Source organism: Aliivibrio thorii (assembly GCF_057368585.1).
Map to the genome: position 1 here is coordinate 879,558 of NZ_CM170654.1, position 15,696 is coordinate 895,253.

The following is a 15,696-nucleotide window of genomic DNA, read 5'->3' on the forward strand; positions in this document are numbered from 1 at the left end:
TTGTGCCTCTTTTTTTAAATAAAATGTAAGTAGATTAATTTCCCAAGGAGAGAAAATGAAAGACCAAAAGGTGATTGTTGCATTGGATTATGATAATCAAACAGACGCATTAGCATTTGTTGATAAAATTGATCCTAGCTCTTGCCGACTAAAAGTAGGCAAAGAGATGTTTACTCTATTTGGCCCTGAGTTTGTAAAGGAACTTCATAAGCGTGGTTTTTCTGTTTTTCTAGATTTAAAGTTTCATGATATTCCTAATACGTGTTCAAAAGCAGTGCGTGCTGCTGCTGAGATGGGGGTATGGATGGTTAATGTTCATGCGAGTGGTGGTGAGCGTATGATGAGTGCATCACGTGAAATCTTAGAACCGTATGGTAAAGATCGACCATTACTTATTGGTGTAACAGTACTAACAAGTATGGAGCAACAAGACTTAGCGGGTATTGGTTTAGATATTGCACCACAAGAACAAGTAAAACGTCTTGCTGCATTGACTAAAAATAGTGGTTTAGATGGTGTTGTGTGTTCAGCACAAGAAGCATCAATGTTAAAAGCAGACCTAGGCAAAGAATTTAAATTAGTGACTCCTGGCATTCGTCCAGCAGGCTCTGCGGTGGGTGATCAAAAACGTATTATGACACCAGTAGATGCTATTACTTCAGGTTCTGATTATTTAGTGATTGGTCGCCCAATTACACAAGCTGAGAATCCATCACAAGTATTAAATAAGATTAACCTGTCTTTAGCGTCTGTTTTATAAGTTTGTAACTTGATAGGTGAAAGATTCTTAATTTGTAATCACCTATAAATAGATAAAAAAATAGAGACCATTTGGTCTCTATTTTTGCTTGTAATTATCTTTTAAAAAAGAATTACATTACACGCATACCAGGTTGAGCACCTTCGTGTGGTTCAAGGATCCAAAGATCTTTGCCACCAGGGCCTGCAGCTAGGATCATGCCTTCAGACATACCAAACTTCATCTTACGAGGTTTAAGGTTAGCAACCATAACAGTTAGCTTCCCTTCTAGTTCTTCAGGTTTGTATGCTGATTTAATTCCAGAGAATACTTGGCGAGTTTCACCGCCGATGTCCAATTGGAATTTAAGTAGTTTGTTTGCTTTTGGAACTTCTTCACAAGAGATAATACGAGCAATACGCATATCAACCGCTTCGAACGCATCGAATTCAATCTCATCTGCGATTGGATCTTTATCTAGTTCAGTTTGGCTTGCTTTTTCTTTGTCCGCTTCTGCTTTCTCTTTTGCTGCCATTTCAATTGCGGCATCTGCTTTTGATGCTTCAACCATTGCTTCTACTTTTTTAGGATCAATACGAGCAAATAGTGCTTTGAACTTAGTAATCTCATGAGACGTTAGTGGTTGTGCAATGCCTTCCCACGTCAGCGTTTCATTTAAGAAAGCTTCAGTACGTGCAGCAAGCTCTGGCATTACTGGTTTTAAGTAAGCCATTAATACGCGGAATAAGTTAATACCAACAGAAGCAACTTCTTGTAGCTCTTGTTCTTTACCTTCTTCCTTCGCGAGAACCCAAGGTGCTTTTTCGTCAATGTACTGGTTTGCTTTATCAGCAAGCGCGGTAATTTCACGAATAGCACGACTAAATTCACGAGTTTCGTATAGCTCAGCAATGCGACCTTCAGCAGCAACGAATTCGTTGTAAAGCTCAGGAGCAACAAAGTTATCAGAAAGTTTGTCATCAAAACGTTTAGTAATGAAACCAGCGTTACGAGAAGCTAGGTTAACAATCTTATTTACGACATCAGAGTTTACACGTTGAGTGAAATCTTCAAGGTTTAAATCAAGATCATCAATACGGCTGTTAAGTTTAGCGGCGTAGTAATAACGTAAACACTCAGGATCTAGGTGATTTAAGTAAGTACCTGCTTTAATGAATGTGCCTTTTGATTTAGACATTTTTGCGCCATTTACTGTTACGTAACCATGAACAAATACATTGTTTGGCTTACGGAAACCTGAACCTTCTAGCATTGCAGGCCAGAATAGGCTGTGGAAGTAAACAATGTCTTTACCAATGAAGTGATAAAGCTCTGTGGTGCTGTCTTTTTTCCAGTACTCATCAAAGTTTAGATCGTTACGCTTGTTACAAAGGTTTTTGAATGAACCCATGTAGCCAATTGGGGCATCTAACCAAACGTAGAAGAACTTGTTAGTTTCACCTGGAATTTCAAAACCAAAATAAGGCGCATCACGAGAGATGTCCCACTGTTGTAAACCAGATTCAAACCATTCTTGCATTTTATTTGCAGTTTCAGTTTGAAGAGAGCCAGAGCGAGTCCACTCTTTTAACATGCTTTCAAACTGAGGTAAGTCAAAGAAGAAATGCTCAGAGTCTTTCATTACCGGTGTTGCACCAGAAACCGCTGATTTAGGGTTGATTAAATCAGTAGGGCTGTAGGTTTCACCACAATTATCACAGTTGTCACCGTATTGATCTTCTGACTTACATTTCGGGCAAGTTCCCTTCACGAAACGGTCAGGTAAGAACATCTCTTTTTCTGGATCAAATAATTGAGAGATAGTACGGCTAGTAATAAAACCGTTCTTTTTTAGCTCTAAATAGATATGAGAAGCTAATTCACGGTTTTCATCACTGTGTGTGCTGTGATAGTTATCAAAGCTGATGTCGAAGCCTGCGAAATCTTTTTGATGCTCTTCGCTAACTGCTGCAATCATTTCTTCAGGAGTGATACCCATCTGTTGAGCTTTAAGCATGATTGGTGTGCCGTGAGCATCATCTGCACAAATAAAGTTAACGTCGTTGCCACGTAAACGTTGGTAACGAACCCAGATATCCGCTTGGATATGCTCAAGCATGTGGCCTAAGTGGATTGAACCGTTTGCATACGGTAGGGCACATGTAACCAGAATTTTTCTCGGATCTGTAGCCATATCTTCTCTTTCGCTTAATGTGATGGGTGAAAATTTTAAGAGATAAATAGTACCTGATGCGAGCCTGAATGCATAGAGGATCAAGGGTTCAATTAGTGATAGGATGAGTAAAAATAACTGAGGAGTGACAAGATGGCATTTACAACGATGGCAGAGATTAAAAATTGGCTCAATGATTTTACACATCCACAACTTTGTGAGGGTTGGGCGGAGATCCCTAATATGGTCTGTATCTCTGCTACGGGAGTTATTACTGTAACATTGCCTTTTGTCTCTCGCTCAGTGGAACGAAATTTACTTCTTTGGGTGGCAGAGCAAAAAGAACAACTTAACCTTTCTTCTTTAGAGTTAGTGGTGGCATTTAAAGTCGCAACATTAAAAACAGATAAGCAAGCGGTTAAAGGCGTTAAAAATATTATAGCAGTCAGCTCTGGCAAGGGTGGGGTTGGTAAATCAACAACTGCGGTTAATTTAGCATTAGCTCTCCAATATTTAGGTGCGAGAGTTGGGATTTTAGATGCAGATATTTATGGTCCCTCAGTTCCGTTAATGCTGGGTGTTGAAGATAAGAAACCAAACATTGTTGATAATAATCGAATGATGCCAGTTGAAGCTCACTGTCTTTATAGTAACTCGATTGGTTATTTGGTTGATAAATCAGAAGCGGCAGTATGGCGTGGTCCAATGGCCTCTAAAGCTTTGTCACAATTAGTCAATGAAACTTTGTGGCCTGATTTGGATTATTTAGTCATTGATATGCCACCAGGCACAGGTGATATTCAACTTACTTTGTCACAACAGATCCCAACGACAGGGGCGGTTATCGTAACAACACCACAGGATTTAGCGTTAACGGACGCTATAAAAGGGGTAAATATGTTTACTAAAGTAGATATTCCTGTGATTGGTGTGGTCGAAAATATGAGCGTACATATTTGTTCTAATTGTGGTTATGAGGAAGCAATTTTCGGCACGGGTGGTGCTGCATTAATGGCACAGCATTATTCTATTCCGTTATTAGGGCAGCTTCCCTTGCATATTGATATTCGTAGTGAGACTGATTCTGGCACCCCAAGTGTTGCGTCTGACTCTTCCAGTGCACACAGTAAACTTTATATTGAATTAGCGGAACAAGTTTCAAGCTGTTTATATTGGCAGGGTAAGGTCGTGGTTGACCAAATAATGTTCAAGTCATTGTAGCTTCACAGTTATATGTAATTTTCGGTGGAAAGTGTGGAGAGTAATCCTTATAATCAGGCGGTTTTATTTTAATAACCGTATCTCGCACACTTTAGGTATCTTTTATGTCAGAGAACAGTAATCATCACTGTATTATCGTAGGTATTGCAGGCGCATCAGCTTCAGGTAAGAGCTTGATCGCTTCGACTATTTATAACGAACTACGAGCAAAAGTTGGCGACCACCAAATTGGCGTAATAACTGAAGACAGTTACTACAAGGACCAAAGCCACCTGACCATGGAAGAAAGAGTCAAAACGAATTACGATCACCCAAATGCACTTGATCACCAATTATTGAGTGAGCATCTTGAGCAGTTAATGCGTGGTGAAGCGGTTAATATTCCGACTTACAGCTACACAGAACATACTCGTACAACTGATGTTGAAGTAATGACTCCAAAGAAAGTAATCATTCTTGAAGGTATTTTATTACTAACAGATCCTCGTTTACGTAATTTAATGCATGCAAGTGTGTTCATGGATACGCCTTTAGATATTTGTTTATTACGTCGTGCTAAGCGTGATGTAGAAGAACGTGGCCGAACAATGGAATCTGTATTTGAACAATATCAGAAAACAGTACGTCCAATGTTTATGCAGTTTATTGACCCATCGAAGCAACATGCTGACATTATCGTTCCACGTGGTGGCAAAAACCGTATCGCTATTGATGTATTAAAAGCACACATTTCTCGTTTATTGAAAGCATAATAAAACGAAATTATATAAATAGGCCGACGTTATCGTTGGCCTTTTTTTTGTCTGATTTCTGTTACTTCACGCTATTTAGGTATATAACTATAGGTAACCCTATGTTTATTATGCTTAAGCAATGGCATAATTAACACTCTTGTTACCATTTCAATACATTAGATGGATTTTGGCCGTGAAAAAAATAGCCCTATTAGTTAGCATACCGTTTATCGCTATCATTGCCGCTTTATTGGTGCTGGTATTACTTGTTAACCCTAACGATTTTAAACCCTTGATAAAAGAGCAAGTTGAAGCTCAGACTGGTCGTCAATTAACCATTGATGGTGATATTGAATGGCGATTTTTCCCATCGATAGGTTTTTCTATTGGGAAGACAGCACTAAGTAACCCTGAAGGGTTCGCCACTCCGAATTTAGTTAAGTTTGATAATGCAATTTTGGATCTGAATGTACGTCCATTATTCCATCATGAAATAAATATAGGACTGGTCACTTTAGATGGAGCCTCTTTTACCTTACATACATTAAAAGACGGCGCGACTAATCTTGATAACATAGCGCCGAAAAACACACAGGTTAAAACCAAATCGCCAGTATCTGAAGACTCTAATGTGGTTGCTAATGATAACTCTCAACCGAGCACAAGTATCAATGATTGGAAAATCACTTTAGAAGGCATTGCCTTAACGAATGCAGAAGTACTTATTCAAAATGATAAAGTAGGGTCAAAAACAAAACTTAATGACATAAATTTATCATTATCTCAATTTAGTCCGGGAGAATGGGCAAATTTAACGTTCGATGTTGAAGGGGATTTAGGTCAGCAGAAAATATCTCTTGCTGGTAAAACCGATTTAAATATTTCAACTACGTTGGATGCTGTATCGTTAAAGCAGACCGAACTTACAGCATCATATTCAGATGCAACGAATAAATTTAATGATATTACTTTTACGATAGATGAATTTTCTTTTGATGAATGGGCCAACATTAAACTTATTGCAAAAGGGAAAGCAAATGAATTAATGGTTAATTCAGAATCTTCCTTTGCTATTAATGTCCCTAAAACATTAGATCTTATCCGCATTAAGTCATTTAAAAGTACCAATAACGTAAAAGGTAAAGGTTTACCAAATGAAGACGTTACGGCCATTATTGGTTTTGATAGTTCATTTGATTTAAACAAATCCTTATTAAAGGTAGAAAAGCTTACTTTATCTGCTGTCGATACTGATTTTACGGGTAAAGCGAGTGTTGAGTTAAGGGACATCCCGAAAGTACGTTTTTCTTTACGTAGTCCTAATATTGATGTTGATGCACTATTAGCAACATTGCCACAAAGCGATACTCAAGTAACTGATGAGAAGGCTAAAACAAGTACATCAAATAGCGCATCAAAACCCGTTAAAGAAGTTGAGCCTGATTTAAGTGCATTAAAAACACTAGATGTTGCAGGTACTATCATCATTGATAAATTTAAAGCCAATAATGCAAAAATGCAGAATGTAGAATCGGTATTCTCGGTAAATCGCGGGGTATTGGCGTTAACTAAGTTTTATTCTGATTTATACAGTGGTGCCATTGATATGACGGCGACTCTTGATGCTCGTAACTCGACGTCAAGTTATTCTGTTAAGCAAGCGATTAAAGGAGTTAAAGTCGCGCCATTATTAATTGATGTAATGGGAGAAAGCCTAATTGAAGGAACAGGAAGCATTAATCTGAATCTTTCTGGTAAAAGCTTAAAGCCGACAGCGTTAAAACAAAACCTAAAAGGTAAAGCATCGATCAATTTTGCTGATGGCGCGGTAAACGGGGTGAATATTCCACTACTTATCAGAACTACCTATGCCAAAATTAAAGGCGAAAAAGTGAAAGGCAGTGAAGAAGCTGAAAAAACAGATTTTAGTGCATTATCTGCGGACTTTTATTTAGCGAAAGGTAATGCAACGACTAAAAATATTAAGATGGTTTCACCATTGTTAAGAATTCATGGGGAAGGTTCTGCACATTATATAAATGAAACTGCCAATATGCTGATTAAAACATCAATAGTTGGGTCATTGAAAGGTCAAGGCGGTAAGGAGATTAGTGATCTTAAGGATGTTACGATCCCTATTCGAATTACAGGCCCTTGGGAAAAACCAAAGTATAAGCTTGAGTTTGACGATGTAATGCAACAGAAAGCGAAAAAAGAAATTGATCGTGGTATTGAAAAGCTAGAAGAAAAATATGGCGATAAAATTAAGGATGAAAAAGTAAAAGAAGCAGCGGACAAATTGCTAAAAGGGTTATTTAATTAACCTAACTTAATGAGAATGGAATAGAAAATGGCCTGTAATCTTTAATGATACAGGCCATTTTTTTAATTATTGAAAGTGATATTACTTACCAATCTATGCCTTTCAGCGCTTTTACTCCAGAATCAAACGCATGTTTAACATTACGAACTTCAGAAACAGTATCAGCCATTTCTATTAACTCTCGATGCGCTGCTCGCCCTGTAATTACCACAGATTGCATTTTTGGACGATTTATCAAAGCTGTTTTAAGCTCTTCTAAGTCAATATAGCCATAAGTGACCATGTAAGTCATCTCATCTAATAAAACGAGATCGATTGATTCATCAGACAGGCTTTTCTTACACTCTTGCCATACTTGTTGTGCTGCTACTGTGTCCGTAGTTTTATCCTGAGTATTCCAAGTGAATCCTGTTTTCATTACATGAAAAGGAACACCATGGCCCTCTAACAGGTTTCTTTCACCGCAATCCCATGTACCTTTGATAAATTGAGCAACGACACAATTCAATCCATGGCCAACAGCCCTCGCTACTGTTCCAAAGCCAGATGTTGTTTTTCCTTTTCCGTTACCTGTAACAACAATTAATAAGCCTTTTTCTATTTGTGCTTTTTCTACACGCTTATCGACGTTCTCTTTTATCTTTGTTTGACGTTGTTTGTAACGTTCATCTTTTGAGCTGCTATTCATTATTATCTCCATGTTAGATCTTGAATCATAGCAATGAATAAATAAGAGTGAAACCTGTTCATCGTAGTGGTCGGATTGAAATTTATCTTTGTTAGTGTGATGATTGTGTTAATTATAAACTAGGGTCATAGAAATGAATTATAAATTAAATACAAAGAGCATTATTTGCTTATATGTTTTTGCTGCGGTTGTTTTTGCTTTTTACGGTGTTTTTGTTTGTCCTTTTATTGAATCTTTACCTAGAGAGATTGTTTTTTTTGAGGTTAATTTAACGTTTATATTTATGTTAATAAGCCGATTTTTTTTAATTCCTCGTTTTACTTTTTTTAGTCGAAAATCCCCATTTTTAACAGAAGTTGTTTTGTTTTCTTTATTCGGATTGGTTATGTCAATTTATATGGCGACTATTTATGGCTTCCCATTTGAAAGTAATCTTAAAGTTATTTTTGGTATGATAATCTTAGGGGTATTTACTGGAATAATAACAGCACAAATTAGATTGATTGAACTCTATAAGAATATGCCTAAGCAATTCGCCGTTAGTACCGATTTGCATGGAGATCGAGAGTCTATAACACAACAATTTACGATGTTAATTGTTCTGCTTGTCATTGCATTAACAACCACATTAGTCATGATTGCGGTCAAAGATTTATTTTGGTTAGAAAGTGCTGAGAATTATTATTTAAGTGGTGAAGGTAAAATAAGCATAATTAAAGAGTTTGTTTTTGTGAGCTTTATTCTTTTCCTATATACATTTGCAGTTGTATTTTTATGGGGAAAGAAATTATCACTTATTTTAAACATGAAAGAGATGACGTTAAATAACGTAGCTGGAGGGGTGCTGAGTGATCGCTTACCTGTTTATAATAATGACGAATTTGGTGTTTTAGCTTCATTAACTAATAAGATGCTATCTAGCTTAGAAGAAAGTCAAACTGAGATCCAACAGACTCGAGATTCAGCTATTGTTGGTTTATCTGCTCTGGCAGAATCAAGAGATAACGAAACAGGCGCACATATTTTACGAACTCAAGAATATATTCGAGTGCTCGCCTTTGATTTAAGAAAGAAAGCAGGTTACTCCGATGTATTAACAGATAATTATATTAATTTGCTTTTTAAATCAGCACCATTACATGACGTAGGTAAAGTGGGGATCCCTGATGCTATTTTACTTAAACCTGGAAAGTTAACCGATGAAGAATTTGAGATAATGAAAGGCCATGCAATTATTGGTGCAAAAGCACTTGAAGTCGCTGAATCTCAAATGGAAGGTGAAAGCTCATTCTTGCAATTGGCTAAAGAAATCGCACTAACTCATCATGAGAAATGGAATGGTAGTGGTTATCCTCAACAATTACAAGGTGAAGATATTCCTTTATCTGGTCGATTAATGGCTTTGGCAGATGTCTATGATGCTCTTATATCAAAACGAGTTTATAAGCCTGGTTTTAGTCATGAGAAGGCAAGAAATATTATTTTAGAAGGTAAGGGGAGTCATTTTGCCCCAATTATTGTAGAGTCTTTTTTAAGTGTGGAAATGGAATTTAAAAAGATAGCAGAGCAATATCAAGACAATTAAATATAAAAAATCCCGATAGGATAACCATATCGGGATTTTTATTATCAATCAATTATAAAAGTGAAACTATTGGCTAACCACTTTGTAGATTGGGTCTTCTTGCACATTAATTTCTACTAGGCTACCAGCCTTGTTTAGAAGCGCATGACAATCTTGGCTTAAATGGCGCAGATGTACTTTTTTTCCCGCTTTAGAATAACGTTCAGCAATGGTATCAACCGCTTCAATTGCTGAATGGTCTACAACACGTGATGTAGCAAAATCGATAATGATATCTTGAGGGTCATTATCTACATCAAATAATTCTAAGAAATTAGCTGCAGAGCCAAAGAAGATTGGCCCATTAATTTCATATACTTTAGAGCCTTCTTCGTTCATTGAGTTAGTTGAGTAAATATGTTTTGCGTGTTGCCATGCAAACATAAGCGCAGAAGCAACAACACCAACACCAACGGCTACAGCAAGGTCAGTAAGAACGGTTACGACTGTTACTAAAACAATGACAAAGAAGTCTTGCTTTGGTACGCGACGAGCCAGTTTGAATGTAGCCCATTCAAATGTACCAATAACAACCATGAACATTACCCCAACTAATGCTGCTAGTGGGATCATTTCAATTAAGCCAGAAGTAAATAAGATAAAACCAAGTAGAGCAAGTGCGGCAGTTATTCCAGATAGACGACCGCGACCACCAGAATTCACGTTGATCATTGATTGACCAATCATCGCACAGCCACCCATCGCGCCAAATACAGAGCAAGTAACGTTTGCTACGCCTTGGCCTATACATTCACGGTTAGATTGACCACGGGTACCTGTCATTTCATCAATTACAGTTAGAGTTAGTAATGATTCAATTAAACCGATAGCCGCTAAAATAAGCGCGTAAGGAAAGATGATGTACAGTGTTTCTAAAGATAATGGAACATTAGGTACAGAAAAGGTAGGTAGAGAGCCAGCTAGAGTAGCTGCTTCATCACCACTCATTGTACGTAGGAAATCAACAACCGTACGAGTATCTAAATCTAAGCCTTGAACTAATCCTGTAACAACAATGATAGCAACCAATGAAGAAGGTACTGCTGTTGTTAATTTAGGTAAGAAGTGAATAATTGCCATAGTTACAGTAACTAAGCCAAGCATTAGCATCATTTGCTCGCCCTGAAGCCAATCTAAATTACCTAGTGCATCAGGCGCTTTAAATTGACCAAGTTGAGCAAGGAATATGACGATAGCTAAGCCATTAACAAAACCAATCATTACTGGGTGTGGCACGATACGAATGAACTTACCTAATTTGAATAAACCTGCTGTTATTTGTAGTAGGCCGGCGAGTAAGATTGCTGCAAAAAGGTACTGTACGCCGTGAACTGCTACTAAGCTAACCATTACAACGGCCATCGCGCCAGTTGCGCCAGAAATCATTCCTGGGCGACCACCAATAATTGATGTAATTAAACCGACAATGAAAGCAGCATATAGGCCAACCATAGGGTCAACACCAGCAACAAAGGCGAAAGCAACAGCTTCAGGGACCAGAGCTAACGCAACGGTTAACCCTGATAGAACATCATTCTTCACTGAATGATTAGAAAATTTTGGGAATTCAAACATTATTTTTAGATATCTTCTTGGTTGTTTTTCAAGCATAGTATGCGGCGAATCGTACAGAAAAGCGTGATGAACTTCAATATCTATTCAGATTATTGATATAAAAAAAAGCAAGTTACATCGAAATGTAACTTGCTTAATTAGATGGTTTTGTTATTTAGAGGTTAATGCCTAAAAAATTATAAACCTGCTGTTTTTGCCATTGCTGCGCTTGCTTTACCTGTAGCAGTTTGGCTACCGGCTTGCTTAGGTGTAAAGCGCTCAGTTCTGAATGCGGCTGCCGTTACAGTGATTTCTTTAATCTCTGTAGGGCCTGCTGCTTTCGTCATCCCTGAAGATGCTTGACCTTTATATTGTGGCTTAGTAATCACAACATCAGCTTTAGATGGAGTTTCTACTGCAATTTCAACAATAGGCGCTGGCTCTACTACTTCTGCTACTTCAAGAGGAGCGACTTTCTCTTCAACAACAACCTCTACTGGTTCGATAGCAACGGGTGCCTCTACTTTAGTCGGTTCTACTGCTGCAGGTGTCTCTATTACTGGTGCTTCTGTAATAGGAGCTTCAACAATAATTGCTTCTTCAACCACTGGAGCAGCTACGTAAGGAAGTAATACTTTACCCATTGCCATTTCAGGGAAAGCAACACCACCAACTAGTGTTTTCACTGTTGTTGATTTGTTTGCTTCATCCTGTGCATTTTGAGTATCGTTATCAACAAATTTTTCTTGTTGCTGTCTAGCCAATTTCTGCTCTAAGATTTGAGCGTAATCAGGATAAACTTTACCCATAGCCATTTCAGGTGATGCAACACCTGAAAATAGACGAGCAGGATTTACAGGACGACGATCACGACGACGACGGCGTTGACCACTTGCACGTAAATGACGAGGTGAGCGACGATTACGACGTTGTCCTTCTTTACGCTCTGTATTTGCTTCAGTCGCTACTGTAGGCTGTTGCGCTTGAGCTTCAACCGTTGTGACAACTTTAGTTTCTACTTCAGCTTCAACTGCTTGACCTGTACGAACTTTTTTCTGTAGCTGACGACGTTGACGACGTTGTTTTACTTGAACCGTCTTCTCACGCTTCTCAGCTGGTTTTTCTGATGCTTGAGCTGGAGTTTGTTGTGCTTCAGCTGCCAACTGAATACCTTGTTCAGCAATTTCTTTGCGAACTTTAGGTTGTTTCGTTGATTTATTTTCAGTTGCTTTTACTGGTTTAGTTGCAGCAACTGGAGCATCTTCAACTTTCTTACCTCGACGATTATCATTACGATTTTCGTTGTTGGTACGATTGTCATTGCCGTTACGACGATTATTACGGTTATTACGACCATTTTCGTTACGACGACGATCGTTATTACGGTTTTGATTACGACGTTGCGGTTGTGCTGGTTTTTCTTCTTCTTTTTTCTCAGTCTCAGCAGGTGCTGTTTCTGGTGCAGAGAAGAAATTAGCAATCGCAGAGAAGAAACGGCTAATTAGGCCAGGTTTTTCTTCTGTTGCTGCTGAAGCTTTAGGTGCTGTAGTTTTAGCTTCTGGAGCTTTAGCTACTGGTGCAGCTTGAGTTGGAGCACTGAAACCTTGAAGAACCGGTTCTTCACGTTTTCTTGGTGCAACATTAATCGCAGGAACTTCTTTTGCTTCTGCTTCACGTAATGCTTCTAACTTCTTAGGAAGAAGGTAAGACAGCATTTCTTGTTCTTCACCTTCACGGATACGAATCACTTCAAAGTGAGGTGTTTCCATATCTGAGTTTGGAACAATGATTACACGAACGCTATGGAATTTCTCAATATGCTGAACAGAACGACGTTTTTCATTTAGTAAGTAAGAAGCAATAGCAACAGGTACAACAGCAAGTACTTGAGTTGTGTTGTCTTTTAGAGATTCTTCTTCGATTAAACGTAAAACAGACAGTGCTAGAGATTCATTATCACGAACAACACCTGTACCTGTACAACGAGGACAAATGTGATGGCTTGCTTCAGCTAAAGACGGGCTTAAGCGTTGGCGAGACATTTCTAATAAACCAAAGCGAGAAATACGACCAATTTGAACACGAGCGCGGTCCATACGAACAGCTTCACGCATACGGTTTTCTACTTCACGTTGATGACGAACAGGCGTCATATCAATGAAATCGATAACAACTAGGCCACCTAGATCACGCAAACGTAATTGACGAGCAATTTCATCAGCAGCTTCTAGGTTAGTATTTAATGCTGTTTCTTCGATATCGCCGCCTTTAGTTGCACGAGCTGAGTTGATATCAATAGAAGTCAGTGCTTCTGTTGGGTCAATAACAATTGAGCCGCCAGAAGGTAAGCGCACTTCACGTTCAAAAGCCGATTCAATCTGGCTTTCAATTTGGTAGTGGCTAAATAGCGGTACTTCGCCTTCATATAACTTAACGCGAGATAAGAAATCAGGACGAATAAGTTGGATGTGTTGACGAGCACGATCAAAAATTGTTGGGCTATCAATCAAGATTTCGCCAATGTCACGACGTAAGTAATCACGAATTGCGCGAACAATTACATTACTTTCTTGATGAATTAGGAAAGGTGCTTGGTTTGATTCAGAGGCGTGTTTAACGGCTTCCCAATGATTTAGGAGTACGTTTAAGTCCCATTCAAGTTCTTCAGCTGATTTACCAACACCGGCAGTACGAACAATTAGACCCATACCTTGAGGTAATTCTAATGTGCTTAATGCTGCTTTTAATTGAGTACGTTCTTCACCTTCGATACGACGAGAAATACCGCCAGCACGAGGGTTATTAGGCATAAGAACAAGGTAGCTACCAGCCAGAGATATGAACGTTGTTAAAGCTGCGCCTTTGTTGCCACGCTCTTCTTTTTCAACTTGAACAATAACTTCTTGGCCTTCTTTCAATACGTCCTTGATATTTGGACGACCTTGATAAGTGTAACCTTGTGGGAAATATTCTTTAGCGATTTCCTTAAGGGGAAGGAAACCGTGGCGATCAGCACCGTAATCAACAAAAGCTGCTTCCAAGCTTGGTTCGATACGGGTGATTTTACCTTTATAAATATTAGCTTTCTTAGATTCGTGACCTGGGCTTTCGATATCTAAATCAAAAAGGCGCTGGCCATCAACTAATGCGACGCGCAACTCTTCCTTTTGGGTTGCGTTAATCAACATTCTTTTCATTAGGGAATACTCATTACAAATTGTCGAGCTTGTATATCTTAATCCATTTTAAATGGTGCCAGATCCCAAGGCTGATTACATGTGCAGCCTCACGGCTGGAACTCAGGGATGCTCTAGGGCACAATCCACATCAACACTATCGATAAAATAGTGCTGATCCGCAATTATTCGCGGTCGTTAAAACATAAAAAATGGTTTAGGCATAACAAGCAAAAAAACTCAAAGCAGTGTAGATGTCTTACGCCAATTGCTGCATCACCGCATTCGAGCAGTATATTTTTTGTTCTTTTGGTGCTTTTATGCTCACCAAGGTGAAGAAATGGCCATCTGGGCCGATTTCAGGTGCTAACTATAACAGTCAGATCAAGCCTCAGCAATCTTCATTATTTGAAACTGAGGTAAAAAAGGTTCATCAATTAGAATTAAGACAGTAGAATAAGAGAATGAATGAAGATAAACCTAAAGTGCAATTCGTCGAGATCGATGACGACTTTGCAGGGCAACGAATCGATAATTTTCTTCTTGCCCGCTTAAAAAATGTACCAAAAAGTATGATTTACCGAATTGTGCGTAAAGGCGAAGTTCGTGTAAATAAAAAACGTATTAAACCAGAATACAAACTTCAAGAAGGGGATTTGGTTCGTATTCCTCCCGTGAAGATTCCTGAATCGACAGCGCCTGAGTTACCAAGCGTTAAACTGTCTAAAGTTTCAGAACTTGAAAGCTGTATTATTTATGAAGATGACCATCTTCTTATTTTAAATAAACCATCAGGTACCGCTGTACATGGTGGTAGTGGCTTAAAGTTTGGTGCGATTGAAGCATTACGAGCTTTGCGTCCCGATGCTCGTTTTTTAGAGTTAGTGCACCGAATTGATAGAGATACTTCTGGGATCCTCTTAATTGCGAAAAAACGTTCAGCGTTACGTCGCTTACAAGAACAATTCAGAAACAAAACAGTACAAAAATACTATTTTGCTTTAGTTATGGGCCAATGGAAGAGCACGTGTAAAGTGGTTAATGTTCCTTTACTTAAAAATGAAGTGAATAGTATTGTCCGTGTTAATCCGAACGGCAAGCCTTCTGAAACCCGTTTTAAAATTTTAGAAAAATTTGAGCAAGCGACATTAATTCAGGCAAGTCCGATTACAGGGCGTACCCATCAAATTCGTGTTCATGCACAGTACACTGGCCACCCAATTGGTTGGGATGACCGTTATGGCGATAGACGATTTGATGCTTATTCTGGTAAATTTGGTTTAGACCGATTGTTCTTACACGCAGCAAATATCAAATTTACTCACCCAAGTACGGAAGAGTTAATGGATATCAGCGCTCCAATGGAAAATCGACTAGAAAGAGTTTTAAAAGGATTGCGTTCTAAAAAGTAACGTGTTGCTAATTTTTTATTATTTTAGCGATAAGTGTCGAATTGATACTTAT

General features: G+C 38.5%; 11 protein-coding genes. 7 read left to right on the forward strand and 4 right to left on the reverse strand.

Features of this window, described 5'->3' with window-relative positions; all coding sequences use genetic code 11:
* Positions 1-55 precede the first annotated feature (55 nt).
* A complete protein-coding gene (gene pyrF / locus AC2IP4_RS03990; RefSeq protein ID WP_375320950.1) occupies positions 56-760 on the forward strand; it encodes an orotidine-5'-phosphate decarboxylase in 705 nt (234 codons plus the stop codon).
* A 112-nt stretch (positions 761-872) separates the two neighbouring features.
* Here pyrF and metG read toward each other — a convergent pair whose 3' ends face one another.
* Positions 873-2,933 carry a methionine--tRNA ligase gene (metG, locus tag AC2IP4_RS03995; protein ID WP_486310572.1) on the reverse strand — a complete coding sequence of 687 codons (2,061 nt, stop codon included), beginning with the start codon at positions 2,931-2,933 and terminating at the stop codon, positions 873-875.
* A gap of 132 nt (positions 2,934-3,065) precedes the next feature.
* Between metG and apbC the strand changes: the two genes are divergently transcribed.
* The 3 genes from apbC to AC2IP4_RS04010 all read left to right on the forward strand — a co-directional run bounded on the left by apbC (position 3,066) and on the right by AC2IP4_RS04010 (position 7,190).
* On the forward strand, positions 3,066-4,133 hold the full coding sequence (apbC, locus tag AC2IP4_RS04000) for an iron-sulfur cluster carrier protein ApbC (protein WP_486306635.1): 1,068 nt from the start codon (positions 3,066-3,068) through the stop codon (positions 4,131-4,133).
* Between the two features lie 104 nt (positions 4,134-4,237).
* Positions 4,238-4,885 (forward strand): uridine kinase, encoded by a 648-nt coding sequence (gene udk, locus AC2IP4_RS04005; protein ID WP_060991467.1) that lies wholly within the window; start codon positions 4,238-4,240, stop codon positions 4,883-4,885.
* A gap of 175 nt (positions 4,886-5,060) precedes the next feature.
* Positions 5,061-7,190 (forward strand): AsmA family protein, encoded by a 2,130-nt coding sequence (locus tag AC2IP4_RS04010; protein WP_486310573.1) that lies wholly within the window; start codon positions 5,061-5,063, stop codon positions 7,188-7,190.
* A gap of 85 nt (positions 7,191-7,275) precedes the next feature.
* Here the strand turns inward: AC2IP4_RS04010 and cobO are convergent, their stop codons facing one another.
* Positions 7,276-7,878, reverse strand: coding sequence for a cob(I)yrinic acid a,c-diamide adenosyltransferase (gene cobO, locus AC2IP4_RS04015; protein ID WP_375320946.1), 603 nt, complete (start codon positions 7,876-7,878; stop codon positions 7,276-7,278).
* 133 nt (positions 7,879-8,011) lie between these two features.
* Here cobO and AC2IP4_RS04020 point away from each other — a divergent pair, with 133 nt between their 5' ends.
* Positions 8,012-9,463, forward strand: coding sequence for an HD domain-containing phosphohydrolase (locus tag AC2IP4_RS04020; RefSeq protein ID WP_486310574.1), 1,452 nt, complete (start codon positions 8,012-8,014; stop codon positions 9,461-9,463).
* Positions 9,464-9,529: 66 nt separating this feature from the next.
* Here AC2IP4_RS04020 and AC2IP4_RS04025 read toward each other — a convergent pair whose 3' ends face one another.
* Entirely contained in the window at positions 9,530-11,077 is a 1,548-nt protein-coding gene (locus tag AC2IP4_RS04025; protein ID WP_486310575.1) for a SulP family inorganic anion transporter, read from the reverse strand.
* Between the two features lie 176 nt (positions 11,078-11,253).
* Positions 11,254-14,253, reverse strand: coding sequence for a ribonuclease E (rne, locus tag AC2IP4_RS04030; RefSeq protein ID WP_486306631.1), 3,000 nt, complete (start codon positions 14,251-14,253; stop codon positions 11,254-11,256).
* A gap of 233 nt (positions 14,254-14,486) precedes the next feature.
* Here rne and AC2IP4_RS04035 point away from each other — a divergent pair, with 233 nt between their 5' ends.
* The gene (locus AC2IP4_RS04035; protein ID WP_155643843.1) at positions 14,487-14,687 is read left to right on the forward strand and encodes a hypothetical protein; all 201 of its coding nucleotides are present in this window, start codon (positions 14,487-14,489) and stop codon (positions 14,685-14,687) included.
* Between the two features lie 9 nt (positions 14,688-14,696).
* Positions 14,697-15,644: a 23S rRNA pseudouridine(955/2504/2580) synthase RluC gene (gene rluC / locus AC2IP4_RS04040; RefSeq protein WP_486306630.1), complete on the forward strand. Its 948-nt coding sequence runs from the start codon at positions 14,697-14,699 to the stop codon at positions 15,642-15,644.
* Positions 15,645-15,696: the final 52 nt, after the last annotated feature.

What these genes read in the sequence shown, in the direction of transcription:
- pyrF (WP_375320950.1), top strand. Translation starts at nt 56, where the DNA reads ATGAAAGACCAAAAGGTGATTGTTGCATTGGATTATGATAATCAAACA.
- metG (WP_486310572.1), bottom strand. Translation starts at nt 2,933, where the DNA reads ATGGCTACAGATCCGAGAAAAATTCTGGTTACATGTGCCCTACCGTAT.
- apbC (WP_486306635.1), top strand. Translation starts at nt 3,066, where the DNA reads ATGGCATTTACAACGATGGCAGAGATTAAAAATTGGCTCAATGATTTT.
- udk (WP_060991467.1), top strand. Translation starts at nt 4,238, where the DNA reads ATGTCAGAGAACAGTAATCATCACTGTATTATCGTAGGTATTGCAGGC.
- cobO (WP_375320946.1), bottom strand. Translation starts at nt 7,878, where the DNA reads ATGAATAGCAGCTCAAAAGATGAACGTTACAAACAACGTCAAACAAAG.
- AC2IP4_RS04020 (WP_486310574.1), top strand. Translation starts at nt 8,012, where the DNA reads ATGAATTATAAATTAAATACAAAGAGCATTATTTGCTTATATGTTTTT.
- AC2IP4_RS04025 (WP_486310575.1), bottom strand. Translation starts at nt 11,077, where the DNA reads ATGTTTGAATTCCCAAAATTTTCTAATCATTCAGTGAAGAATGATGTT.
- rne (WP_486306631.1), bottom strand. Translation starts at nt 14,253, where the DNA reads ATGAAAAGAATGTTGATTAACGCAACCCAAAAGGAAGAGTTGCGCGTC.
- AC2IP4_RS04035 (WP_155643843.1), top strand. Translation starts at nt 14,487, where the DNA reads ATGTCTTACGCCAATTGCTGCATCACCGCATTCGAGCAGTATATTTTT.
- rluC (WP_486306630.1), top strand. Translation starts at nt 14,697, where the DNA reads ATGAATGAAGATAAACCTAAAGTGCAATTCGTCGAGATCGATGACGAC.